Source organism: Microvirga tunisiensis (genome assembly GCF_009296175.1).
Lineage (GTDB): Bacteria > Pseudomonadota > Alphaproteobacteria > Rhizobiales > Beijerinckiaceae > Microvirga > Microvirga tunisiensis.
Genome location: NZ_VOSK01000019.1, coordinates 13,053 through 36,106 on the forward strand (window position 1 = coordinate 13,053; position 23,054 = coordinate 36,106).

Genomic DNA, 23,054 nt, shown 5'->3' on the forward strand with positions numbered 1-23,054 from the left:
AGTGTCGAATCCGTCGAGTGTGGTCATCACCACCCTCGGGATCACCCAGATCCTCGCTTGGGGATGTTCCTTCTACCTGCCCGCCGTGCTCGCCCGTCCGATCGCCGATGACACCGGATGGTCTCTCGGCTGGGTCGTCGGCGGACTGTCCGTCGGCCTGCTCGCAGCCGGGCTGGTCGCGCCCCGGGTCGGGCGCACCATCGATGCGAAGGGTGGGCGTCCGGTTCTCGTCGCCAGCTCGATCCTTCTCGGGTCAGGCCTCGCCACCCTGGCCCTGGCCCACAGCCTGCCCGTCTACCTGATGGCCTGGCTGCTCATGGGCGTCGGTATGGGAGCCGGCCTCTACGATGCCGCCTTCGCCACGCTGGGCCGGCTATACGGGAAGGATGCGCGACGCGCGATCACCACCCTGACCTTGTGGGGTGGCTTTGCCAGCACGGTCTGCTGGCCCTTGAGCGCCTGGCTTGTGGAGCACTTCGGCTGGCGCGGCGCCTGCGCGACCTACGCCGCGATCCAGATCCTCGTCTCGCTGCCGCTGCACGCCTTCGTCCTGCCCGGCGTCAGTACGGTCAGGCCGGATGCCAAGCCGTCGGGGAACCCCATTGAAGCCCCTGCCCCGCAAACGTTGACGGGCGCCAAACGCAACCGGGCATTCCTGCTGCTGGCCACCGTTCTGACCCTTGGGGCGGTCACCGCCTCCATGATCGGGGTGCATCTCCTGACTCTCCTGCAAGCCCGTGGATTGGACCTCGCGGCAGCCGTTGCCCTGGGAGCATTGGTCGGTCCCTCACAGGTGGGTGCCCGGGTCGTGGAGATGGCCTTCGGCCGGTACTACCACCCGATCTGGACCATGGTGGCCTCGGTGGCGCTCGTCGCAGGAGGAGTGGTCCTGCTCGTCGTCGGCTTCCCGATCCTTGCCCTGGCGCTGGCGTTCTATGGCGCCGGGAACGGCATCGGCTCCATTGCGAAAGGCACTCTCCCTCTCGCCCTGTTCGGACCCTTCGGGTACGCATCGCTCATGGGACGGCTGGCGATGCCCAGCCTGCTTGCTCAGGCCTTGTCCCCCTTCCTAGGGGCAATCCTGATCGAATGGAGCGGTCCCGCTGCCGCGTTGGGCCTGCTGGCCGGACTGGCCTGCCTGAACATCGGCCTCGTCGGCTTGCTGTGGCTGACATCGCGGCCGTTCGGGCCGACGTGATGCTGTCGAGGAAGCGTCAATCCGGACGGGTGGTGATCACCGCCAGCGTCACTGAACAGAGTGCGACGAGCATCACGACCGCATTCACCGCATGCGAGTACTCCCACTCCCGGCGCAATCCGCTCCAGTTGTCCGGCATGGCCGTCCAGTTGGCGGTCGCCTGATTGGCCGGGAACGTCCACGTGAAAAAGATCGCGAAAAAGACGACGAAGCACAGGGCAGCAGTCACGGCGAAGGAGAAGGCCAGGCGCTGCTGACGCAGCTTGATCGCCAGCACGGCGTTCATGATGAGCGCAGTCAGGTCAACGATGCCCAACCAAGCCCAGCCGGCATAGACGCCCTGAACGGTCTGATAGACATCCCGTGAAAGATCGATCTTGTTCGGCAGCTCAAACAGATGCGCTCCGGCCGGGACCAGGGCAAGAGCTGTGAACACGACGGCAAGGAACTGGATCACACGTAAGCTCAAGCAATGCCTCCGCTTACCATAACTGAGTGGAATGTCCGCATCGGGTCCAGCCTGTGTGAAAACGCAAACTACACTCGCCACAGCGAACTATTTGTACAAGTCCGCACCTCGACATCGGAGATTCCACGGTCAAACAGGCCTTGCGAGACATAAAATTACTCAAAGGAGCAACCCGTCAGCGTTTTCACACAGGCTCGGTCAAACTGAGCCGTCGGGCGTGGCCTTATGAAAGTCGGCTTACCCTATGACTACGGAAGTTCGGCTTTCGTCCGCCTCGTGCCAAGAAGCGACGCTAGAGATCGATCGCCATTGCGGGGCTGCTGTCAGCGCGGCTACTAGGATAAAGCGGCAGAGGGAAGGCTACTATCGGCAGAAGGATTTCCACGAACGTGGAAAGATCATGCATCCGTCCATGAGCCGTTCTACTCTGGAATACTTGCAACGAGATATATCACGGATCACGGCTGAGCCTTCTCACCAAAGTCCTCCAGCACCGCCGAGAGGGCCTCCGGCTGCACCTTCACCGATCCCGCAAAAGGATGGTTCATGGCGATGATCACAAGCAGCCCGGAGACGATCAGGAAGCACAGGATCCCCGTCATCATCGCATGAACGCGCAGGTTCTCGGTGCCAAAGAAAAGCGTGAAGCCAATCGTCAGGACGGCGCCGCCGAAGAGCACGAACCAGAGCACCCCAGGGACTGCGCCGGAGGCCAGGACGAGCCTAGTGCGGCGGGCTTCGGTCAGGCCGTCAAGCTGGCGGAGAGCCTCGGCCAAAATGGCCGTTCCGCGGCCGTCGCTGGGGGTGAACGTCAGCAGGGCTGCGTAGGCGGCGTCCAGCCCGCGCGTCACCGCGTGGCTTGACCCGTTCTGCTCCATGGCAGGCCAGTCCTCGGCGATGGCTGCTCTCACGTAGCGGGTTAACCCGTCGCGGAGGGCAGCACCGGAATCACCCCCGATGCCCTCCGCCAGGCGGTAGAGGGTCGCTGCGGCGCCGGCTTCCTGGGCAGCCGCGTGCTCCGCCTCGCTGAACTTTTCCCAGACGATGATGACGGCGAAGGCCAGCAGCACGGCATAGAGCACACCGACGGTCGCAAACGTGAAGCCGGCCACCTCGTTGTTGATCCGCAGGCGGTCCGAGCTGACGTGCCGACGAACGAAGGCGGGGGCGGCCATTGCGATGAGCGTTGCCCCGCCGACGAGAAGGACGCCAGACAGCCATAGTGGCAGGATGGTCAGGAGTGCCATGTGTCGACCCGCTCCGGTCCAGTCCCATATGACGGATGGGAGCAACTGTGCGCAAGCAGCAACGGCCTTGCTGCGGGAGGCCATTGACGGCTATGCAGGAGTACCACCAAGCCGAACCGCTCTTCCAGCCCAACTCCAGCCACACTGGCGATAAACGCCTATGCCTGAACAACCGCTCAGGGTCAGGTAGTGAAATTTGTTCACTGCCAGGAACGTCCGCTGTTCCTTGCTGGAGCAGACCCTCGGCTTACTTCCGAGAAGTGCCAAAAGCAGCCCTTTGCCTTTTCTGGCATGGCCTGCCGCGAAGACAGACACATCCTGGAGTTCTCCTTTCAGCCGACCTTGGTCGGCCTGACGGCCTGGTATTCCCAGCTTGTCGCAACCTTCCTGCTCACCCTGCTCATCACACTCGCCGTCTGGCGCCGCCGGCGGACCTTGCTGAATCAGGTCGAGGCCGAGGTCGTTCGTGCGGATCTCGCACGACATGTCTCCCCCGATGTGGCCGAGGCGCCCACCAGGCATGGCGAGACGGCATTACGACTTCCGATTTCTCGGATTGATTCTCAAGATAGGCAGCATAGGCGGCGGGTGTCGTTCTGTCAGACGCAAGAAAGCGCTCGCGAGCCCACTGATGATGGAGCGGTATAAGCTCACCGCCGAACCGACCGAGCGTCACCATGTCCGCCGAAACAGCCTAGGGGATCAGAATCTTTCCGGTTGTTTCTGTTGTCATAGCGTCAATTCCTCGACCGCGCGTCCCGGTAACGGAGTGCATTGACGATGGCAGTGAATGCAGGTGTCGGCTGGCGACGGCTCGGATAATACAAATGATAGCCCGAGAAGGGCTTGCAATAGTCTTCGAGCAGGGCCTTCAGCCGGCCTTTGTCCAAGTCATCCTTGATCCGGCTTTCCGGGACATAGGCCAGACCGTGCCCAGCGAGCGCCGCTGTGACGATCATACCGACGCTGTTGAACATGAGTTGGCCCTCGACGCGAACGTTCAGCTCCCTGCCGTTCTTCTCAAACTCCCAGGCATACAGGCCGCCATAAGTCGGCAGGCGGAGGTTGATGCAGTTATGGCTGGTCAGGTCCTGAGGGGTCTGCGGCGCTCCATGGGTTTCCAGATAGCTCGGAGCGCCCGCGACGATCATGCGCATATCCGGTCCAATAGGGACGGCAATCATATCCTTGGCGATGACCTCTCCGATCCGGACCCCGGCATCGTACTGTTCCGCGACGATGTCGGTGAGGCCGTAATCGATGACGATCTCGACCTTGATGTCGGGAAACTTCGGAAGGAACTTGTCCAGAGCAGGCCAGAGAACATCCTCTGCGGCATGCTGATCGGCGGTGATCCTGACCGTCCCGGAGGGTTTTTCCTTCAGGCCACTCAGGGCGGCTATCCCGGCATTGATCCCGTCGAAATGGGGCCCGACCGATTGCAGCAGAAGTTCCCCGGCCTCGGTCGGCGAAACGCCTCGCGTGTTCCTGGTCAGCAGACGGATGCCAAGACGCTCTTCCAAACCCCTCAAGGTCTGGCTGAGCGCCGACTGTGACACACCGATCTTGGCGGCCGCGCGGGTGAAGCTGCGCTCACGCGCCACGATCAGAAAGGCCGAGATGTCCTGGATGTTGTCACGCGCCACGGTATTAGCCCTGCTTATAACCTTACGCGTCCAATAGCAGCTAATCGTGGAACTAACCACATTCTATATTCGCTTCATCAGATCACGGAAGGAACTGTCATGAAGAAGCGTACACTCGGCACTGGCCTCGAAGTCTCCGCTATCGGCTTGGGCTGCATGGGTCTCACCTTCGGCTACGGGCCTGCAACCGACACCTCGGAGGCCGTCGCTCTCATCCGCGCCGCCTACGACAAGGGCATCACATTCTTCGACTCCGCGGAAGCCTACGGCGCTGCCAACGAAGAGATGGTCGGCGAAGCCGTCCAGCCGTTCCGCGACCAGGTTGTCATTGCCACTAAATTTGGCTTCAGGAACGGCAGCCCGAAGGACGGCCTCGACAGTAGTCCGGCCCGCATCCGTCTCGTGGCAGAGGAATCCCTGAAGCGCCTCCGCACGGACGTCATCGATCTGTTCTATCAGCATCGTGTCGACCCTGCCGTGCCGATTGAGGATGTTGCCGGAACCGTCAAGGACCTGATCGCCGAAGGCAAGGTCAAGCACTTCGGCATGTCGGAAGCGGGCGTCGAGATGATCAGCCGCGCCCATGCCGTCCAACCTGTGACTGCCCTCCAAAGCGAATACTCGCTTTGGACCCGTGAGCCTGAAGAGGCGATCATTCCGCTTCTGGAAAAGCTGGGCATTGGCTTCGTGCCGTTCTCGCCACTCGGCAAAGGCTTCCTGACGGGCGCGATCAATGACGGCACGTCCTTCGCCGAGGGCGACATCCGCAACACGCTTCCGCGCTTCGAGGCCGACGCCCGTACCGCCAACCAGGCCCTGGTTAACGTGATCGGTGAGATTGCCGACGGTCGCAAGGCTACCCGCGCCCAGGTCGCCATCGCATGGCTCCTGGCCCAGAAGCCATGGATTGTCCCGATCCCCGGCACCACGAAGCTCCATCGTCTGGAGGAGAATGCCGGAGCCGACGGCGTCGCGCTGACAGCCGACGACCTGTCCAAGATCAAGGAAGCCCTGTCCGGGATCGAGGTCGTGGGCTCACGCTATAACGCCGCCCAGCAGGCGACGATCAACCGTTAATCGCTTCACGCTCCATCTAACCCGGACCTCGAAACCGCGCGCCGCACAGTGGCTGGCGCGCGGTAACGGCTCCGCACGCCATCAAGGAAGACCACCATGGAAATGCAATCACTGAAGGGTCGCGTCGCCCTCGTCACCGGAGGAAGCACCGGACTTGGGTTCGGTGCGGCGAAGAAGCTGATCGAGGAGGGTGCGTTCGTCTACATCACGGGTCGTCGGCAGGCGGAACTGGACCGCGCTATTGGCGAACTCGGTTCAGCCGCTACCGCGATCCAGGCCGATGCCAGCAGCAAGGCGGACATGTTGCGGGTTGCCGCGGCCATCAAGTCGGCGCACGGCCAGCTCGATATCCTGTTCGCCAACGCGGGCGGCGGTCATGCAACCCCGCTGGAAGAACTGACCGAAGAACAGATCGACCGCGAACTGAGCGTCAACATCAAGGGTGTGGTCCTGACGGTCCAGAGCCTGCTCCCGGTCCTGCGCAACGGCGCGTCCGTCGTCCTCAATGCCTCGATCACGGCCGACATGGGCCTGCCGGGTTTTGCTGTCTATGCCTCGACCAAGGCGGCCGTACGTTCGCTCGCCCGGAGCTGGACCACCGATCTCAAGCATCGCAGGATCCGCGTCAACACGATCAGTCCCGGCGTGGTGCCGACCGAAGGCTATAGCCACGTCCAGAAGCTCAGCGACGATGACATCGCCAGCTACGTCACCCGCGTTGCCACGGAGATCCCGGCCGGTCGTGTCGGTACCGCCGAGGACATCGCCGATGCCCTGGTCTTCCTGGCCTCCGACTCCAGCAAGTACATCACCGGGATCGACCTGATCGTCGATGGCGGCATGACGCGCGTCTATGCAGGGAGGAACTGATCATGAGGGAGGAACCGATCATAAACGCGAGAAAATCCCTGGAGCGACATATCATCTGCGAGCTTCGCTGCGAGACGGCCAACCGTGACAGGGTCCGGGACCTGATCCTGAGGTTCGTTGAACCCGCTCGGCTGGAGGACGGCTGCATCTACTACGACCTCCACCAGAGGATCGATGATCCCAACACGTTCTACATTCTCGACGGATGGACGGACCAGGCTGCCGTGGATGCCCATGCCGCCAACCCGCATGTTGCCGAGGTGATGAAAGAGCTCGGTCCCCTTCTGACCTTTGGTCCCTCGATCACGCTATGCGCCCGCGTCAGCGATTGATCCGCCGCTCGAAGCCCTCACACCGACAGGTACAGCAATGACATCGACCAATCCCCTCGTTACCTTGAACAACGGCGTTCGGATGCCAGCTCTCGGGCTCGGCGTCTTCCAGTCGAAACCGGAAGAAACCGTCGACGCTGTCGTGACCGCCCTGAACGGCGGATACCGCCTCATCGACACGGCAGCCGCCTATATGAATGAACGCGAGGTCGGAGAGGGCATCCGTCGTGCTGAGGTCGATCGCGCCGACGTCTTCGTGGAGACCAAGATCTGGATCACCGACTACGGCTTCGACAGCGCCCTTCGCGCCTTCGATGTCAGCCTGAACAAACTCGGTGTCGACTATCTCGATCTATGGCTGCTGCATCAGCCGCTCGCCAAGGAATTCGACAAGACGATCCAGGCGTACAAGGCGGCTGAGCGTCTTTTGGCCGAAGGTCGCGTGCGTGCCATCGGCGTCTCGAACCTGGTCCCCTCCAGGCTGGAGCAATTGATATCGGAGACGGGGATCGTCCCAGCGGTCAATCAAATCCAGGTCCATCCCTATTATACCCAGCCGGACCTGCGCGCTGCCAACGAGAAGCACGGCATCCTCACCCAGTCGTGGTCGCCTATCGGCGGAGCCTATACCTATCGCGGCAACGACAGGAATCCGCTTCTGGACCCCGTAGTCCTGTCCCTGGCGCAGAAGTATTCCAAGACCGCGGCCCAGGTCATTCTTCGCTGGCATCTCGACCACGGCTTCTCGGCCATTCCGAAGTCCGTGAGGCCGGAGCGCATCGCCGAGAACTTCGACGTCTTCGACTTCTCCCTGACCCTCGACGAAATCGCATCGATTGACGCGCTGGACACGGGCGTTCGCGGCGGCCCCGACCCGGAATCGCTCGATCTGGAGACCTACGGCTTCGTCATCCCGGATTGATCATGGACGATATGTCGGGTGGGGACAGATCCACAATCGCCCCTACCGCCATTGATGTCTTATCGAAAGGAACGTTCCATGAGCCGCATCTTCGTCACAGGGTCCACCGATGGCCTCGGTCTTGCCGCTGCCCGCACTCTCATGGCCGACGGTCACGAGGTCGTGCTGCACGCCCGGTCGAAGGAACGTGCGTCTGCGGTTTCCGCACTGTCGTCCCGGTCGGCAGGTGTCGTCATCGGCGATCTCAGCAGCGGAGCCGAAACCCGATCTGTCGCGGACCAGCTGAACAGGATCGGCCGCATGGATGCCGTGATCCACAATGCCGGGATTTACCTTGAAGGAAGTCGCGGCAACACGCCCGAAGGACACGCCAGGACACTCGCGGTGAACACGCTGGCCCCGTATATCCTCACCGCTCTGATCGAGCGGCCGGATCGTCTTGTCTATCTCAGCAGTGGCATGCACCGGAGCGGAAGCGGCTCGCTGCGGGACATCGACTGGACGACTCGCGAATGGAGCGCCAGCCAGGCCTATTCCGAAACCAAGCTTCACGTCGCGACGCTCGCCGCAGCGGTCGCCCGTCACTGGCCCGAGGTCTTCAGCAACGCGGTCGATCCCGGCTGGGTGCCGACGAAGATGGGCGGAGCCGGAGCGCCGGACGACCTGAAAAAGGGGCACCTGACGCAGACATGGCTTGCCGTCAGCGACGAACCCGCTGCCAAGGTCAGCGGCTTCTACTGGCACCACCGTCAGCAGAGAAAAGCCGCCCCGGAAGTTACTGACCCCGGCTTCCAGGATCAGCTCGTCGAGAAACTCACCGAGCTGACTGGCATCAGCCTGTTTTGATTCCGAAACAGAGACCACGAAAGAACTTCGCCTTGAGCGCCGCCGCCCAGCAAGCCAGAGCTATCGAAAGCCGGAGGAGCGCCGTAATCGTCGGTGCGTCCTTGTCCGGCCTGATGACGGCGCTCGTCCTGTCGCGCATCGGTTTTGCCGTTACGGTGCTGGAGCGCTCGGACAATTCGTTCCGAACAGGTGCGGCCCTTCACGTGGACCACGGGCTGCTCGCAAGACTGACCGGAAATCGAATGCACAATCCCCTGGCACCTGGAATCCAGTCCTGGTTCACGGTCCATGCGGGCCTGCTCGGCGCTGCGCGATCCCATCCCCTGATCGATATCCGGCAGGGTATGTCGGTCGAAAGCGTCGGCCAGAACACGGAAAGCGCCTGGGTCGTCGCCGCCAACGGTCAGAGGTTCGGCGGCGATCTCGTCGTCGGAGCGGATGGCCACAACAGTGTGGTCCGGCGAACGGTATCGCCAGAAAAACCGAACGCCACGTTTGCCGGATATTCCATCTGGCTCGGTGTCGTGCAGGAATCCTCTCTCGGACCTAATGTCCGCTGGCCAAGCGAGACCGCGTTTCTCGGCGGCGGTGACGAATATCTACTGGGCTATCCTCTGCCTGGCTCCGACGGTTCGGTCGAGAAAGGACATCGCCAGCTCGGCTGGGCCTGGTACGATTCCAGCCGGAATGGTCTTTTCCGTGAGAAGGGATGCGTGGCCGGAAATGTGGTTTCGCACTCGCTGAAAGCCGCCGACGTACCGGAACAGACGCTTCGGGAAATGGCGAGCGATGCCGAACGCTGGCCTTCTCTCTGGCATGACGCCATTCTCGACAGCATCAAGCGGAAGGCTGTCATCGGCACGCCGATCACTGAATACGTTCCCGACAGGCTCGTCGAAGGTCGTCTCGCACTCGTCGGCGACGCCGCCCATGTTCCGACTCCCATGACAGGCAACGGATTCAGGGCCTCCCTGCTCGACGCCGAAGCCTTGGCTGAATGCCTTTCCGGCGAGGTGTCTGGGTCTGGTCCGCTCCAGTCGTCGCTTGTGAAATACCAGACCCTGAGACTGAACGATGTCCGCCGATTGGTTCAGTCGGGCCAGGACTTCAGCCGAAACTTTGCGGCATCCCGAACGCGCGGCCAGCCTTAGGCTCTGCGTGCAGTTCCTACGATAACGATGGAGACGACCATGTACGACCTGAAAACGATGAACCCCGCCATGGGGCGTTATGAACACGACGTCCTGGAGAGCGATCTGTGGAAACGGCCACAGTTGTCGGCGCGGGATCGCAGCATCCTGACGGTCAGCGTACTGATCGCCCGGAACCAGTCCTTCGAGATGACCAACCATTTTGGCCTGGCCCTCGAGAACGGCGTCACGCCTGCCGAGTTGTCTGAGATCATCACGCATCTTTCTTTCTATTCCGGCTGGGCCAACGGTACACTGGCGGCGTCCATCGCCAGCCAGGTCTTCGCGGAACGCGGTATCGGTCTCGACCAGCTCCCGGCGCCAACGGTCGAATTCCTTCCGATTGACGAGGACATCGAAGCCAATCGTGCGGCGATTGTCGACCAGACGGTAGGTCCGACCTTCCAGCCATTGGTGGACTTCACGACGAATGTCCTGTTCCGCGATCTCTGGCTTCGTCCGGGTCTCGCGCCGCGAGATCGCAGCCTTGCAACGGTGGCGGCACTGGTCGCGGCCTCGCACTTTCCGCAGGTCAGCTTCCATCTGAACAAGGCGATGGAGAACGGAATGACGGAGACTGAAGCCGCCGAGGCGATCACGCACCTCGCATTCTATGCCGGTTGGCCGAATGCCATGTCCTCAGTTGCCGTTGCCAAGGCGGTCTTCGAAAAGCGCCGGACAACCGTTTCATAATCAAAACTGAGAAGGATCGCGAAAATGGCTCCGAAGCTGTTTCAGACAGGCCTCATGTGTATCGTCTCGGCAGCGTCAGGAACCTCGAGTCCTCACCCTAGTTGTCTGGATGCGAGACCTCCTTGGCATGAGCGATGACCTGGAGGGCTGGCGGCAACGCGTCTGCATCGGGTGGCTTGTAGCGGCGGTTGGCGAGCTTCGGCTCGGCAGCCAGGCGGCTTCGCACAACCTCATCCGGGGATCGCCCCTTGAGCACGCGTTGACGTCTTCTGTTATAGGCCTGATTGAAGCCCTTGAGCAGCGTCTCGAGGTCCCGATGGCTGTAGATGGTGATGCCCAGCACCTCGCGCTGCACCCGCCCGTTGAAGCGCTCCACGAGACCATTGGTCTGCGGCGTGTAGGGCTTGGTCTTGCGGTGCTCCAGCTTCAGCTGGCGGCAGGCGTCCTCGAAAGCATCCGCCGTGAAGCAGGATCCTCGATCCGTCAGGACGTGCGTGACCTTGAAGGGGAAGGCGCGCACCGCCTCTTTCAGGAAGGCGACCGCGCTGGTGGCCAGCTCATCGTCCTTGACGGCCAGGTGCACCCAGCGCGAGCAGCGGTCGATGGCCACATACAAATAGCGTTTGCGGCGCTCCCCGTCGGCGGTCTGCAGCTTGGGCAGGTGCTTGATGTCGATGTGCACGAAGCCGAGATCATAGTCCTTGAACGTGCCGCTCTTGCGCTGGCGCTGCTGCGCCGGGGGCAATCGTCCCAGACCCTCGGCCTTGAGGATGCGGTAGACGGCATCGCGGTTGAGATGCGGCAGGAAATGCGTGACGATGAAGGTCAGATCGTCGAGCGGAAAGCCGGTGGCCTGGCGCAGGACGCAGACGATGGCGCGCTCCTCGTCCGTGGCTTTCCAGGGCAGCTTGTGCGGCCGGCTGGAATGGTCCTGGCAGTCCTGGGCTCCGCGCTTGCGCCACTTGCGGATGGTCTCGGTGCTCACGCTGAAGCGCTGGGCCAGCACGCCGGTGGGCTCTCTCGAGCGGGCGATCTCCTGGCGGACAGCGGGGGTGGTGCGGGCTTGCGGATGAAGGGAGTGCATCACGTCCTCCTGCGGTGAGAAGCTCGGCGTCGCAGGCCGTCAAAGCGCCAAGTGTACTCCTCAATGGCGTAACGCACCCGATCCCAACAACGTTCCGCCACCAAACAACTAGCCCTGGATCGAATTCAGGTAGGCAATCAGGTCGTTGATCTGGGCGGGGTCGAGCTGGAACTGGGGCATGGAGGGATGGCCCGTCGTGATGCCTTCCGCAAGGGCCTCCGCCAGGTCCTCAATGGGATAGCGCGTGTGCAAGGTCCGGAAGGGTGGCGCTTCCGGAAGGGGACTGTCGCCGACACGGCCGATGGCATGGCATTGGGAGCAGTTCGTCTGCGCGAACGTAAATCCGCGCTGTGCCCGGCCCGACTGGGCCATGGCGGCCGTCGAGAGGCATGCGACGGCAAGGCAGACAAGGGTGAGCCGCTTCATCATCGATGCTCCCCTGCCCTGCCGGGTTCCGCCGCCGTCACCGAAACGACCTGGAACGTATACGGCTTGCCATCGTCGTCCTCGATGGTGACGTATTCGCCTTCGGCAAAACGGTGCTGGTGCAGGCGGTAGCCCGCCTCCTCGTCGCCGGGACGATCTTGGTTATAGTCGATCATCCAGGTCGCCCCGCCGGCCCCGCCGGGCCGATGGACCAGGACACCCTGGCGCTCGCCCTCATTGGCCCAGAAGCGGTGGACCCGGCAGCGATCCCGTTTCAGTGCCCATTCGTCCTGATCGAGATGTCCCTCCGCATCGAGCGGCACGGTAATGACATAGCCGTAACGTGAACTTCCCTCGGGAAACTGCTTGCTGCGGGCCAGATGGAGCGTGACGTAATGGAGCATCGATTCCTCCCAGGATTCACGCGGGTCTCGAGCAGACCTCGACATTGTGGCAAAGCTTAGAGACAAGCGGCGCCACGACCTTGATCCTGATCAATTCGTCGCGGAATCAGGGGCGGGCAAGTCAGCCGGACTGGTCCTTGGATCCGTTCTTCAAGGCATCCCTGATGCGCCGGATGATGACCCCTTTCGCTTTCCTGTCGGCCGCCGCCTCGACGGCGTCGCTGATCTCGAGCAGCATTTCCGCATAGTCGTTGTGCCAGTCGCGGTGCCCGGCGCCCGCAGGCGGCAGGCGCTCCTCGTGTCGCTCGATCCGGACCGCCCGATCGCCCGCCAGATCATAGACGTCGTCGATCTCAGGGATAACGGCGCCGGGCACGTGATCAAGATCGGCGAGCGACGCTTGGAGCGCCTTGAGGGGCGCATCCTCCCCATGCACGAGGAAGACCCCGCGCCGGACCGGGAGGCGCTCGGACAGCCACGCCTTCAGCTCCGGCCCGTCCGCATGCCCGGAGTAGAGGTCGAGCGACCGCATGCGGGCGCGGACCTTCACCTCCTCGCCGTGGATCCGCACCTTCGAGGCACCGTCCTGGAGGATGCGTCCGAGCGTGCCCTGCGCCTGGAAGCCGACGAAGAGGACCGTCGCCTCGTCCCGCCAGAGCCAGTCCTTCAGGTGATGCCGGATGCGGCCCGCCTCGCACATGCCGCTGGCCGCGATGATGATGTGGAAGCTGTGGATGCGATCGATGGCCTTGCTCTGCTCCACGGTCTCCGTGAAGCGGACCCAGCGGGATTCAAGCGCCTGGACCAGATCGGCGCCGTTCCTGAGTTCCCCGGCATGCCGCTTGAAGATGCCGCTGGCTTTCGTGGCCAGGGGCGAGTCGATGAAGATCGGGATGTCCGGCAACTCGCCCGTTTCCATCAGTTCCATCAGGTCGACGAGAAGCTCCTGCGTCCGCTCGACCGCGAACGACGGAATGAGCAACACCCCGCTCCGATGCATCGCCGCCCGCACCTCGTCGCGCAGCAGTCCGCGGCGGCTCTCAATGGTGGTGCCAGCGCGATCCGTGCTGCCATAGGTGGATTCCAGGAGGACGTAGTCGAGGTCCTGTGGGCCGTCGGGATCGGGCTGGAGGAGCTTGTGGTCGGGCCCAACATCGCCGGAGAACAGGAGGCGCGTCGGCTTCTCGTTACCGCCTGGCGTCACCTCCATCTCGATCGAGGCCGAGCCCAGGAGATGGCCCGCGTTCCAGTAGCGGGCGCGGAAGCCGGGGGCGACGTCCTGCCATTGGCCGTAAGCCACCGGCCGGAACTGCCCGAGGCACGCGACGGCGTCCTCCTGCGTGTAGATCGGGGATACCGTCTCCCGCCCGCGGCGGCGGTTGCGGCGGTTGAGTTGATCGACCTCCATCTCCTGGATGTAGCCGGAGTCCGGCAGCATGATGGACGCCAGATCAGCCGTTCCGGCGGTCGCGTAGATCGGGCCATCGAACCCGGCCTTCACGAGCTTCGGCACGAGGCCGCTATGATCGATGTGGGCGTGGGTGAGGCAGAGCGCATCGATCCCTGCGGCGCGGAACGGGAAATGCTGGTAGTTGAGCTCCCTCTCCTCCTTCGATCCCTGGAACATGCCGCAGTCGACCAGGACGCGGACCGCTTCCGTCTCGAGCATGAAGCAGGATCCCGTCACGGTTCGGGCGGCGCCGTGGAAGTGGAGGCGAAGCGACAAGGGAACCTCCTGGATGACGAGGAAGCATCGAGCAGGGAGAATGGCACCTTGGTACACCCTCGTCGAGCCGTTAGGTTTGATCCATGACAAACCAGCGGAACGGCGATCATGACCTCCCACGCAGCGTCATCCTCCGGCACCTGCCCGATCACGGGCAAGGCCTATCCCCAGAAGGACTTCCTTCCCATCGACCAATTACACCCGGCCCTCGCCGAGCGGATCCGCCAGGACCATCCATCGCTTGCCGCCCAAAGCCGCATCAGCCGGGCCGCGGTCGACCAGTACCGTCTGCTCTACGTGGAGGAACTCCTGCGCCAGGAGCGCGGAGAGCTGACGGAACTCGACAGGGAGGTCGCCCGCAGTCTCGCCGAGGGCAGCATGGTCTCGGCGAATATCGAGGAGAGCTACGATGAGAAGCGCACCTTGGGAGAGCGGCTGTCGGACGGGCTCGCCACCTTTGGCGGGAGTTGGCCGTTCCTCATCTTCTTCGGCCTGGCACTCGGTGTGTGGATCATTATCAATGTCGCACGTGGGCCAGAGGCCTTCGATCCTTACCCCTACATCCTGCTAAACCTCCTCCTTTCCTGCCTCGCGGCCGTGCAAGCCCTGATCATCATGATGAGCCAGCGGCGGCAGGAGGCGAAGGACCGCCTGCGCTCCCTCAACGATTATCAGGTCAACCTGAAGGCGGAGCTGGAAATCCGGCATCTGCACGAAAAGCTTGATCATCTCATCACGCGGCAATGGGAGCGGCTCGCCGAAATCCAGGAACTCCAGATAGAGCTCTTGCAGGAGCGTCGCTGAGCGCGATCAGGACGGCTCCGGTCCCCACAAGGCCCGTAGGGCATTGAGGATCACGGCAACATCGATGGCTTCCTGGATCAGGGCTCCCTGCACCGGCGTCAGGTAGCCCAGCCCGGCCACGATCATCCCGACGACCGAAAGGCCAATCCCGGCATAAACGCTCTGAAGCGCGATGCGCCTGGACCGGCGTGCCACGCCAATGGCGTCGGGAACCTTATTGAGGTGATCGACCAGGAGAACCACGTCGGCTGCTTCCGCCGACGCGGCGGCACCTCTCGCGCCCATGGCGATGCCGAGATCGGCGGCGGCAAGCGCCGGAGCGTCGTTGACGCCGTCGCCGATCATCATGACGGGGCCGTGCGGCTTCTCCTCCTGCACGATGGCGATCTTCCGGTCCGGCGTGAGGTCGGCATGGACTGCGTCAAGGTGCAAGCCGACGGTGACGGCTTGCGCTACCTCACGGCGGTCCCCCGTCGCCACGATGATCCGGGCGATCCCCAGCCGGCGCAGACTGGCGATCACCTGAGCGGCGTCGGTTCGCAATGGATCCGCCAGGATCAGCAGCCCGGCAGGCTCGCCATCGACCGCCGCGGCGACCACAACGGACCCGGCGGGATACTGGCCTGCGGCGACTGCCCCGACGCGCGGAACACGCTCGGAGACGAACCGGATCCCGCCCACGACGACGCGTCGGCCGTCGACGCATCCTTCCAGACCCTCGCCCGGGATTTCCTCGACTTCGGAGGGGGGCAGAAGATCAAGCCGCCTGCCCTTCGCCTCCGAGACAAGGGCATGCGCAATGACGTGCTTCGATGCCTGGTCGAGAGATGCCGCGAGTTGGAGGAGCCTGTCGGATGACAAGCCCGCCATCGGGCGGATCTCGACGATCCGTGCATGCCCATGCGTGAGCGTTCCGGTCTTGTCGATGACCAGCGTCCTGACGCGCGTGAGCGTCTCCAGCGCCCTCCCGCCCTTCACCAGCACCCCGGCCTTCGCGGCGCGCGACACCCCGGAGACGATGGCCACGGGAACCGCCAGGATGAGAGGGCACGGGGTTGCGATCACGAGCACGGCCAGGGCCCGGATCGGATCGCCGCTCCACAGCCAGGCGCCCCCGGCGAGCCCGACGGTGAGAGCCAGGAACGCCATGGCGAACCGGTCGGCGAGCCGCGCCATGGGCGCCTTCGAGCGTTGGGCGACCTCGATCAGCCGGACGATGCCGGCATAGGTGCTCTCGGCCGCGCGGTGCGTCGCCGAGAGATCGAAGGCATCGCCGACGTTCGTCACGCCGCTCATGACCGGCTCCCCGGCCCGCTTCCGGACAGGGACCGCCTCGCCCGTCAGTGCCGACTGATCCAGGACGGCCACACCCTCGGCCACAAGCCCATCGACAGGAACCACATCGCCCTGGCGGACGAGCAGGCGATCCTGCGGCGCGATCACGTCGAGCGCGACTTCCTCAAGCCTCCCATCTTTATGGAGGACGGCTGTACGCGGCACACGGGCCAGGAGCGCCGTCATCTCGCGGTTGGCGCGGCGCTCGGCAAAGCTTTCGAGGTACTGCCCGCCGGCGTACATCAAGGCCACGACAACGGCGGCGAGGTGCTCCCCGAACACGAGCGCGCCTGACATGGACAGGGCCGCAACGATGTCGAGCCCGACCTCTCCGCGCCGCAGGCTGCCAATGATCTCGATGATCAGGACGCCCAGGACCGGGATCGTCGCCGCGGTCCAGATCGTCCCGGACCACTGCCCGTCGCCCGCAACGCGCGAAGCGAAACCAAGGACCAGTCCCAGGGCCGGGACGATGACCAGGATGGGACGGGCGAGCTTGTAAAGCGCTTGCAGCGAAGGGATCCCGGGCGCCCGGGAGAGCCGGAGGGATCGGGAGGCTGACAGGCTGGCGTTCTCATGACCGGGCATCGTCGGATCCCATCCGAAGCGAAGGGATTGTCGTCCTTCGCAATGTCAGCTTCAATCTTTGCCTGCCGGCATTCCCGCACGACGGGAAAGGTCGACACGGTGCCGCTAGCGAGCCCTCTTGCCGAGGCGGCGCATGGCGTCGATCCATGCCGTCCGCTTGCCGTCGCTCATGCCCTCGATCATGCCGACGAGCGTGTGTCGGTTCGGGCCGATGCCGACCAGGGACAGGATGCTGCGCTTGAGGCTCCTCAGGCTGTGCGCGCCGAAGTACCAGCGATACGCGAAGGCGGGCATGCCCATGGTGATGACGATGCGGGACGACCGGCCTCTAAGGGCCGTCTTCCAGCTCGCGCCTGCCCCGGCACCGCCTCTCATGAAGGCTGGCCGCAGGGCCTGCTCCAGGAAGCCCTTGAGGAGAGCTGGCATCCCTCCCAGCCACAGAGGGTAGATGATGACGAGGTGCTCGGCCCATGCCAGTGTCCGCTGGGCCTCCGCGATGACGGCTGGCGGCGGGGCCTTGTCCCAGTCGTCTTTCGAACGCAACAGCGGGAAGTCGAGGTCGGCAACGGTGATGAACCGGACCTGATGGCCGCCCGCGAAGGCCCCTTCGGCATAGGCGTCTGCGAGCGCGTGGCAGAAATGCCCGCCGCCGGATGTGGGATGGCCCTGGATGATGGCAATATGCGTCATGCGGGTGTCCGTTGCTCGTCGCGTGGCGCCCACACCGTCCGGAGTCGCCTGGCCAGCCCGAACCAGCCGCCCGCCACAACTGCGATCATCAGGGCCATCGTCAGCGATGACAGGCTCGGCGGCGAGAGACGGAGGATGGCGGCAAGCGCGGGAACGTAGATGATCAAGGCGACGATGACGGCGGCCCCGGCTCCGATGGCCCAGAAGGCGAGCCTCCTCCGGTCGAAGAAGGAGGTTCCTGGCTCCGCTGCGTCGGCGAAGGCTAGGACGAGGTTGCCGAGCACCAGGGCGGAGAACGCCGAGGCCCGCGCCTGCGTCTCGGGGACGCCGGAATTCAGCGCCCACGCATAGGGGCCGAGGACGGCTCCGAGGACGACGGCTCCCTGAATGAGCCCGAGCACGATCTGGGAGGGGCCGAACAGCGGCTCGGTCGCGGGCCGCGGCGGCTTCTCCATGGCGTGCCGCTCGCTCGGCTCCCCCTCGAAGGCGAGCGAGCAGACCGGGTCGATCACGAGTTCCAGCAGGATCACGTGCATCGGGTACAGGATCGGTGGCAGGCCCATGACGAGCGGTAGCAGGGCCAGCCCGGCGATTGGCACGTGGATCGCCGTCACGTAGGTGAGCGCCTTGCGCAGGTTCGTGAAGATGCGACGCCCGAGCCGCACGCCGCCGATGATCGAGACGAAGCGGTCATCGAGGAGGACGAGGTCCGCGGCCTCCCGCGCTACATCCGTACCGCGTTGTCCCATGGCGATGCCGATATGGGCGGCTTCGAGCGCCGGCGCGTCGTTGACGCCATCCCCGGTCATGGCGACGACCGCGCCGTTGGCCTTCAGCGCCTCGACGAGGGCGAGCTTCTGCTCCGGCATGATGCGCGCGAAGACCCGGATCCGCAGGACCCGTTCCCGCAGGCCCTCCGGGTCGAGTGCTGCCACCTCTGTCCCGGTCAGCACGCCAGCGCCCGTGTCGATCCCGGCTTGGCGGGCGATCTCCAGGGCGGTGGCCGGATAGTCGCCCGTGATCATCGCAACCGTGATCCCCGCGCGCTTCGCCTCGGCAATCGCCTGTGGGACATCGGGCCGGACCGGATCCGCGAAGCCGATCAGACCTTCGAACCGGAACGGAAGGCCTTCGGGAGCTATCGCGCGGTCCTGGTCATCGTGAGCGGATGCCACGCCCAGCACCCGCAGGCCGCGGCTGGCCAGCCCCGCAACCGCGGCATCCATCGCGGCCCGTTCGTCATCGCCCATGCGGCAGAGACGGAAAATCGCTTCCGGCGCGCCTTTCGCGGCATACAGAACGCCGCCCAAGGGATCCAGCCAAACCTGGATGAACGCCAGCAACTCGGGACGGAGCGGATAGGTGCGCAGCAGGGCCTCGGCCCCAACCGATTCAGGGAGAACCCGCATTCCCAGTATGCGGACAGCCCTGTCCATGGGATCGACCGGGCGGACGGCGGATGCGAGCAGCGCCGTCCGGAGCGGCTCGACGGCGCCGCCGGAAAGCCTGACATGGCCGCGCACATCCTGCACCTCTCCGGCCCGCCAAGCCGTGGCGAGCACCATCCGGTTCTCGGTCAATGTCCCGGTCTTGTCGACGCACAGGAACGTGGCGGCTCCGAGCGTCTCGATGACCGCGGCGCGGCGCACCAGCACCTTGTGCCGGGCGAGGCGAAAGGCCCCGAGCGCCATGAAGATCGCCAGCACCATCGGGAACTCTTCCGGCAGGAGCGCGATGGCCAGCGTGATGCCGGACAACGCGCCGCCGATCCAATCGTCCTGCAAGACGCCGTACGCCACGGCGACGACGGCGCAGAATACGAGCGCGAGGATGCCGAGTCTGGCGATGAGAGCGCCGGTCGTCTTCTGAAGCAGCGTCGGCTCGTCCTCGATGGCGGCCAGCGAGGCTCCGATGCGTCCGAGCCGTGTCGAGGGACCGGTGCGCACGACATGGACCATGCCCTGCCCGCGCACGTTCAGGGTTCCCGCAAACAGGTACGGGGTGTTGTCTCCTCCAGGCTCGGCGTCGTCGGCTTTGTCCGTCCCGGTCGGTGCAGGTCGTTTGGACACCGGAACGGACTCGCCCGTGAGGGCGGACTCGTCGACCGTCAGAGCGTCGCCCGCGATCAGGAGACCATCGGCGGGCAGGCGTTCCCCCTCTCCGACCAGGACGAGATCGCCCGGCACGAGGTCGCGTGCCGGGACGCGCCGCTCGGTCCCGCCGCGGATCACCCGGGCAAAGGGCTCGGCCAGCCCGCGCAGGGCCGCCAGGGCCCGCTCGCTCCGGGCCTCTTGCAGCACCACCAGGCCGATCGTCACGACGGCGCCGGCCGTCATGAACAGGCCCTCGCCGATGTCGCCGAGCATCAGGTACAGCCCTGCGGCGGCCAGAAGGAGCAGGAACATCGGCTCGCGCAGGATCCCGCGGACGATCTCGATCAGGCCACGGGAACGCTTCCCCGCGACGGCATTCGGCCCGTGGCGCGCGAGGCGGCGCTGCGCCTCGGCCTCGTCGAGACCCGTCAGGCCCGCAGGCACGCCGGCCGCGGTGTCCACCTCATTGTTGTTCGATGCGACCCACGCCTGTACCGGCATGTCCTGCTCTCCAGGCGATTGGCACGGTTCGCGTCAATGGGCCACCAGCAGCGGTCTGTCTGCTGCGGAGAGCATGTCCCGCGTCGCACCACCGAACACCTGCTCCCTGAGACGGGTATGGCCGTACCCTCCCATGATGACGAGATCAGCGGACACGCTGCGCGCCTCGTCGAGGATGACGTCGGCGACGCGGCGGTCCTGGCTCTCGGCCGTTGCGACCTCCGCGACCACGCCGTGTCGGGCAAGATGGCTCTCCACCTCCGCCCAGGGCGTGGTGCCCGGCGGGGGGTCCACGACGAGGACAACGGTGCGCCCCGCCTGCTCGATGAAGGGCAAGCCTTCGCGCAGCGCGCGGGCGGCCTCGCGGCTGCCGTTCCAGGCGACCAGCACGGTCTGGATCGGCCCTTGCCGGTGCCGGCCGCGCGGCACGAGCAGGAGCGCATGCCCGCTGCCGAAGAGCACAGCCTCGACCAGATCCGACCAGTCGGGTGTCTCGGTCCCGCCATCGGGCCGGGTGGCGATGTATAGATCGGCGCACCGGGCCTGCTCCACCACCTTCGCCGACAGGGCGCCGTAGGTTTCGTCTAGCCGGCGCAGCTCGCTCGGCACTTGCAGGCTGGCCAGCCGCTCGGTCAGGCGCTTGGCGGTGGTGTCGCCGTCGTGGCGCACCTTGCCGTCCAATTCGGTCAGCACCTGCATCGCGGCCGCGCCACCATCCATCGGCATGGCGATGGTGAGGTCGGGCAGCAGGTTGGTGAAAATGCCGATGAGATGGGCCCGCCCAGCGGACGCGATGGCCTGCCCATGTTCCAACCGGATCTCGTCCTCGGGACTTCCGTCGAGATGCACCATGATGTCCTTGATCATCGCTCTCTCCCTCTGCGCGCCCGGACACAGCCGTTGTGCCGAAGCAACTATCGATCATCATGTGGTCGAAATCGGGGTGGATGCTTTGATCTGACGCAATTCGCCCGAGAACGCTCGGAATAATCTCGAGTGATCCACCGACCTCGGCAGACGGGGTCAAGCCCGGAGGCTGCAATGCCGTCCCAGACGACCGGCGCTCTCACGGGCGATCGCTTGCCGAAGGCCCAAGCCGCCCCGCCTCCTGAGGGAAGGCAGGATCGGCTTCCTGCACGAACCGTGCCTTCGCCGACCCTTCAGTCCTTACCGTCGGAGGATGAGGAACTCCACCGGATCCGGGACGCTCTCGACCATGCCGCCCATGCGGGTCTGGCGCGTCTCACGGGCGGCCTGTCACCGGCCGCTGTCGCCGATGCCTACATGGACTGGGCCGTCAATCTCGCCATCTCGCCGGGCAAGCAGGTTGAACTCGCGGTAAAGGCAGCCCGTAAATGGGCGCGGCTGGCGCAGTTCGCCTCACGTCATCCCGGTAGCGGAGGCACATGCGAGCCGTGCATCGAGCCGTTGCCCCAGGACAGACGCTTCACTGAGGCCGAGTGGCAGCAATGGCCTTTCAATCTCATGCAGCAGGGCTTCCTGCTCCAGCAGCAATGGTGGGACAACGCCACGACCGGGATCGACGGCGTCACCAAGCAGCATCAGGCCGTGGTCGAGTTCATCTCGCGCCAGATCCTCGACATGGCATCACCCTCGAACTTCCTCGTGACCAACCCGGTCGTGCAGCGGCGCATCCTCGAAACGGGCGGCCAGAGCCTCGTGCAGGGCTTGCGCAACTTCCTCGATGATTGGGAGCGGATCGTCCGCTCGAAGCCTCCCGCAGGCGTGGAGGCCTTCCAGGTCGGCCGGGATGTGGCCGTCACGCCAGGCGAGGTAATCTACCGCAACCGTCTCATTGAGCTGATCCAGTACGAACCGACCACACAAAAGGTCCGGCCGGAGCCGATCCTGATCGTGCCGGCCTGGATCATGAAATACTACATCCTGGATCTTTCCCCCGAGAATTCCCTCGTCCGCTACCTCACGGACCAGGGATTCACGGTGTTCATCATCTCCTGGAAGAACCCGACCGCGGAAGATCGGGATTTCGGCATGGACGATTACCGGACGCTTGGCGTGATGGCGGCGTTGGACGCCGTGAACGCGGTTGTTCCCGATCGGAAGGTTCATGCGGTCGGCTACTGCCTTGGTGGCACGCTCCTCTCCATCGAAGCCTCCGCGATGGCACGCGACGGCGACAAGCGCCTGGCAACGCTCTCCCTGCTGGCAGCACAGGCCGACTTTCGGGAGGCCGGAGAGCTCACCCTGTTCATCAACGAGAGTCAGGTCCATTTCCTTGAGGACCTGATGCGCAGCCAGGGCTATCTCGACACCCGGCAGATGGCCGGGGCCTTCCAGCTTCTGCGCTCGAACGACCTGATCTGGTCGAGGCTCGTGCGGCACTACCTCATGGGCGAGCGGACGCCCCTGAACGATCTCATGGCCTGGAATGCCGACGCAACCCGCATGCCTTACCGCATGCATGCCGATTACCTGAGGCAACTCTTCCTCGACAACGATCTCGCCGAGGGACGTTTCCAGGTCGACGGCCGTCCCATCGCCATCAGCGACATCCGGGCGCCGATCTTTTCTGTGGGGACGGAGCGCGATCACGTGGCGCCCTGGCGCTCGGCTTTCAAGATCCATCTGCTCGCCGATACCGACGTGACCTTCCTTCTCACGACGGGCGGCCACAATGCCGGCATCGTGGCCGGAGCGAACAGTTCCAAGGGAAGCTTCCAGGTTCTGACCAGAACCGCCACGGGTCACTTCCTGGATCCCGACACCTGGACCAGGATGGCGCCTCGCTTCGAGGGCTCGTGGTGGCCGGAATGGGCACGCTGGCTCACCTCGCATTCGGGTGAGCCTGTTGCCCCTCCAGCCATGGGAGCACCAGCGCAGGGCTACCCTGCCCTATACGATGCTCCCGGCACCTACGTCATGCAGGCCTGA

At 64.4% G+C, this 23,054-nt stretch carries 22 protein-coding genes; 11 read left to right on the forward strand and 11 right to left on the reverse strand.

Annotation, left to right across the window (positions count from 1 at the left end; all coding sequences use genetic code 11):
• Position 1: 1 nt before the first annotated feature.
• The gene (locus FS320_RS08175; RefSeq protein ID WP_342211955.1) at positions 2-1,198 is read left to right on the forward strand and encodes an MFS transporter; all 1,197 of its coding nucleotides are present in this window, start codon (positions 2-4) and stop codon (positions 1,196-1,198) included.
• A 16-nt stretch (positions 1,199-1,214) separates the two neighbouring features.
• Here the strand turns inward: FS320_RS08175 and FS320_RS08180 are convergent, their stop codons facing one another.
• Both FS320_RS08180 and FS320_RS08185 read right to left on the reverse strand, forming a co-directional pair.
• The gene (locus FS320_RS08180) at positions 1,215-1,667 is read right to left on the reverse strand and encodes a DUF1772 domain-containing protein (protein ID WP_152710694.1); all 453 of its coding nucleotides are present in this window, start codon (positions 1,665-1,667) and stop codon (positions 1,215-1,217) included.
• Between the two features lie 458 nt (positions 1,668-2,125).
• Positions 2,126-2,914 (reverse strand): bestrophin-like domain, encoded by a 789-nt coding sequence (locus FS320_RS08185; protein WP_162002802.1) that lies wholly within the window; start codon positions 2,912-2,914, stop codon positions 2,126-2,128.
• 189 nt (positions 2,915-3,103) lie between these two features.
• On the opposite strand from FS320_RS08185, the gene FS320_RS45850 reads away from it, so the two are divergent.
• Positions 3,104-3,562, forward strand: a complete 459-nt coding sequence (locus tag FS320_RS45850) for a hypothetical protein (RefSeq protein WP_192926262.1) — start codon at positions 3,104-3,106, stop codon at positions 3,560-3,562.
• An 89-nt stretch (positions 3,563-3,651) separates the two neighbouring features.
• Here the strand turns inward: FS320_RS45850 and FS320_RS08195 are convergent, their stop codons facing one another.
• Positions 3,652-4,560, reverse strand: a complete 909-nt coding sequence (locus FS320_RS08195; RefSeq protein ID WP_162002803.1) for a LysR substrate-binding domain-containing protein — start codon at positions 4,558-4,560, stop codon at positions 3,652-3,654.
• A gap of 99 nt (positions 4,561-4,659) precedes the next feature.
• On the opposite strand from FS320_RS08195, the gene FS320_RS08200 reads away from it, so the two are divergent.
• The 7 genes from FS320_RS08200 to FS320_RS08230 all read left to right on the forward strand — a co-directional run bounded on the left by FS320_RS08200 (position 4,660) and on the right by FS320_RS08230 (position 10,490).
• Positions 4,660-5,637, forward strand: a complete 978-nt coding sequence (locus FS320_RS08200) for an aldo/keto reductase (RefSeq protein WP_152710697.1) — start codon at positions 4,660-4,662, stop codon at positions 5,635-5,637.
• Positions 5,638-5,733: 96 nt separating this feature from the next.
• Positions 5,734-6,507: an SDR family oxidoreductase gene (locus tag FS320_RS08205; RefSeq protein WP_152710699.1), complete on the forward strand. Its 774-nt coding sequence runs from the start codon at positions 5,734-5,736 to the stop codon at positions 6,505-6,507.
• A gap of 2 nt (positions 6,508-6,509) precedes the next feature.
• On the forward strand, positions 6,510-6,839 hold the full coding sequence (locus FS320_RS08210; RefSeq protein WP_152710701.1) for a putative quinol monooxygenase: 330 nt from the start codon (positions 6,510-6,512) through the stop codon (positions 6,837-6,839).
• Between the two features lie 37 nt (positions 6,840-6,876).
• A complete protein-coding gene (locus FS320_RS08215) occupies positions 6,877-7,761 on the forward strand; it encodes an aldo/keto reductase (RefSeq protein WP_152710702.1) in 885 nt (294 codons plus the stop codon).
• Between the two features lie 78 nt (positions 7,762-7,839).
• A complete protein-coding gene (locus tag FS320_RS08220) occupies positions 7,840-8,607 on the forward strand; it encodes an SDR family NAD(P)-dependent oxidoreductase (RefSeq protein ID WP_152710704.1) in 768 nt (255 codons plus the stop codon).
• 32 nt (positions 8,608-8,639) lie between these two features.
• Positions 8,640-9,758, forward strand: coding sequence for an FAD-dependent monooxygenase (locus tag FS320_RS08225; protein ID WP_202882838.1), 1,119 nt, complete (start codon positions 8,640-8,642; stop codon positions 9,756-9,758).
• 39 nt (positions 9,759-9,797) lie between these two features.
• Positions 9,798-10,490, forward strand: coding sequence for a carboxymuconolactone decarboxylase family protein (locus FS320_RS08230; RefSeq protein ID WP_152710706.1), 693 nt, complete (start codon positions 9,798-9,800; stop codon positions 10,488-10,490).
• Positions 10,491-10,587: 97 nt separating this feature from the next.
• Here FS320_RS08230 and FS320_RS08235 read toward each other — a convergent pair whose 3' ends face one another.
• The 4 genes from FS320_RS08235 to FS320_RS08250 all read right to left on the reverse strand — a co-directional run bounded on the left by FS320_RS08235 (position 10,588) and on the right by FS320_RS08250 (position 14,130).
• Positions 10,588-11,574 (reverse strand): IS481 family transposase, encoded by a 987-nt coding sequence (locus FS320_RS08235; protein ID WP_152710708.1) that lies wholly within the window; start codon positions 11,572-11,574, stop codon positions 10,588-10,590.
• A gap of 108 nt (positions 11,575-11,682) precedes the next feature.
• Positions 11,683-12,003, reverse strand: a complete 321-nt coding sequence (locus tag FS320_RS08240) for a c-type cytochrome (RefSeq protein ID WP_152710710.1) — start codon at positions 12,001-12,003, stop codon at positions 11,683-11,685.
• Positions 12,000-12,404, reverse strand: a complete 405-nt coding sequence (locus tag FS320_RS08245; protein ID WP_152710712.1) for a hypothetical protein — start codon at positions 12,402-12,404, stop codon at positions 12,000-12,002. The genes FS320_RS08240 and FS320_RS08245 overlap by 4 nt, the downstream gene beginning before the upstream one ends.
• Before the next feature lie 121 nt (positions 12,405-12,525).
• Positions 12,526-14,130 carry an MBL fold metallo-hydrolase gene (locus tag FS320_RS08250; protein ID WP_274597146.1) on the reverse strand — a complete coding sequence of 535 codons (1,605 nt, stop codon included), beginning with the start codon at positions 14,128-14,130 and terminating at the stop codon, positions 12,526-12,528.
• A 108-nt stretch (positions 14,131-14,238) separates the two neighbouring features.
• On the opposite strand from FS320_RS08250, the gene FS320_RS08255 reads away from it, so the two are divergent.
• Positions 14,239-14,934: a DUF1003 domain-containing protein gene (locus tag FS320_RS08255; RefSeq protein WP_152710714.1), complete on the forward strand. Its 696-nt coding sequence runs from the start codon at positions 14,239-14,241 to the stop codon at positions 14,932-14,934.
• A 6-nt stretch (positions 14,935-14,940) separates the two neighbouring features.
• Here FS320_RS08255 and FS320_RS08260 read toward each other — a convergent pair whose 3' ends face one another.
• The 4 genes from FS320_RS08260 to FS320_RS08275 all read right to left on the reverse strand — a co-directional run bounded on the left by FS320_RS08260 (position 14,941) and on the right by FS320_RS08275 (position 21,008).
• The gene (locus FS320_RS08260) at positions 14,941-16,857 is read right to left on the reverse strand and encodes a heavy metal translocating P-type ATPase (protein WP_152710716.1); all 1,917 of its coding nucleotides are present in this window, start codon (positions 16,855-16,857) and stop codon (positions 14,941-14,943) included.
• A 105-nt stretch (positions 16,858-16,962) separates the two neighbouring features.
• Entirely contained in the window at positions 16,963-17,547 is a 585-nt protein-coding gene (locus FS320_RS08265; RefSeq protein ID WP_152710718.1) for an NAD(P)H-dependent oxidoreductase, read from the reverse strand.
• Complete coding sequence (locus FS320_RS08270; RefSeq protein WP_152710720.1) at positions 17,544-20,141, reverse strand: cation-translocating P-type ATPase; 2,598 nt, start codon at positions 20,139-20,141, stop codon at positions 17,544-17,546. Before FS320_RS08270 ends, FS320_RS08265 begins: the two co-directional genes overlap by 4 nt.
• Positions 20,142-20,174: 33 nt before the next feature.
• Positions 20,175-21,008: a universal stress protein gene (locus FS320_RS08275; protein ID WP_152710721.1), complete on the reverse strand. Its 834-nt coding sequence runs from the start codon at positions 21,006-21,008 to the stop codon at positions 20,175-20,177.
• A 174-nt stretch (positions 21,009-21,182) separates the two neighbouring features.
• On the opposite strand from FS320_RS08275, the gene FS320_RS08280 reads away from it, so the two are divergent.
• The gene (locus FS320_RS08280) at positions 21,183-23,054 is read left to right on the forward strand and encodes a PHA/PHB synthase family protein (RefSeq protein ID WP_152710723.1); all 1,872 of its coding nucleotides are present in this window, start codon (positions 21,183-21,185) and stop codon (positions 23,052-23,054) included.

Excerpts from the sequence above, each read along its gene's own strand:
- FS320_RS08235 (WP_152710708.1), bottom strand. The coding sequence starts at position 11,574 with ATGCACTCCCTTCATCCGCAAGCCCGCACCACCCCCGCTGTCCGCCAG.
- FS320_RS08240 (WP_152710710.1), bottom strand. The coding sequence starts at position 12,003 with ATGATGAAGCGGCTCACCCTTGTCTGCCTTGCCGTCGCATGCCTCTCG.
- FS320_RS08210 (WP_152710701.1), top strand. The coding sequence starts at position 6,510 with ATGAGGGAGGAACCGATCATAAACGCGAGAAAATCCCTGGAGCGACAT.
- FS320_RS08215 (WP_152710702.1), top strand. The coding sequence starts at position 6,877 with ATGACATCGACCAATCCCCTCGTTACCTTGAACAACGGCGTTCGGATG.
- FS320_RS08255 (WP_152710714.1), top strand. The coding sequence starts at position 14,239 with ATGACCTCCCACGCAGCGTCATCCTCCGGCACCTGCCCGATCACGGGC.
- FS320_RS08200 (WP_152710697.1), top strand. The coding sequence starts at position 4,660 with ATGAAGAAGCGTACACTCGGCACTGGCCTCGAAGTCTCCGCTATCGGC.
- FS320_RS08265 (WP_152710718.1), bottom strand. The coding sequence starts at position 17,547 with ATGACGCATATTGCCATCATCCAGGGCCATCCCACATCCGGCGGCGGG.
- FS320_RS08185 (WP_162002802.1), bottom strand. The coding sequence starts at position 2,914 with ATGGCACTCCTGACCATCCTGCCACTATGGCTGTCTGGCGTCCTTCTC.
- FS320_RS08260 (WP_152710716.1), bottom strand. The coding sequence starts at position 16,857 with ATGCCCGGTCATGAGAACGCCAGCCTGTCAGCCTCCCGATCCCTCCGG.
- FS320_RS08270 (WP_152710720.1), bottom strand. The coding sequence starts at position 20,141 with ATGCCGGTACAGGCGTGGGTCGCATCGAACAACAATGAGGTGGACACC.
- FS320_RS08245 (WP_152710712.1), bottom strand. The coding sequence starts at position 12,404 with ATGCTCCATTACGTCACGCTCCATCTGGCCCGCAGCAAGCAGTTTCCC.
- FS320_RS08230 (WP_152710706.1), top strand. The coding sequence starts at position 9,798 with ATGTACGACCTGAAAACGATGAACCCCGCCATGGGGCGTTATGAACAC.
- FS320_RS08275 (WP_152710721.1), bottom strand. The coding sequence starts at position 21,008 with ATGATCAAGGACATCATGGTGCATCTCGACGGAAGTCCCGAGGACGAG.
- FS320_RS08220 (WP_152710704.1), top strand. The coding sequence starts at position 7,840 with ATGAGCCGCATCTTCGTCACAGGGTCCACCGATGGCCTCGGTCTTGCC.
- FS320_RS08205 (WP_152710699.1), top strand. The coding sequence starts at position 5,734 with ATGGAAATGCAATCACTGAAGGGTCGCGTCGCCCTCGTCACCGGAGGA.
- FS320_RS08280 (WP_152710723.1), top strand. The coding sequence starts at position 21,183 with ATGCCGTCCCAGACGACCGGCGCTCTCACGGGCGATCGCTTGCCGAAG.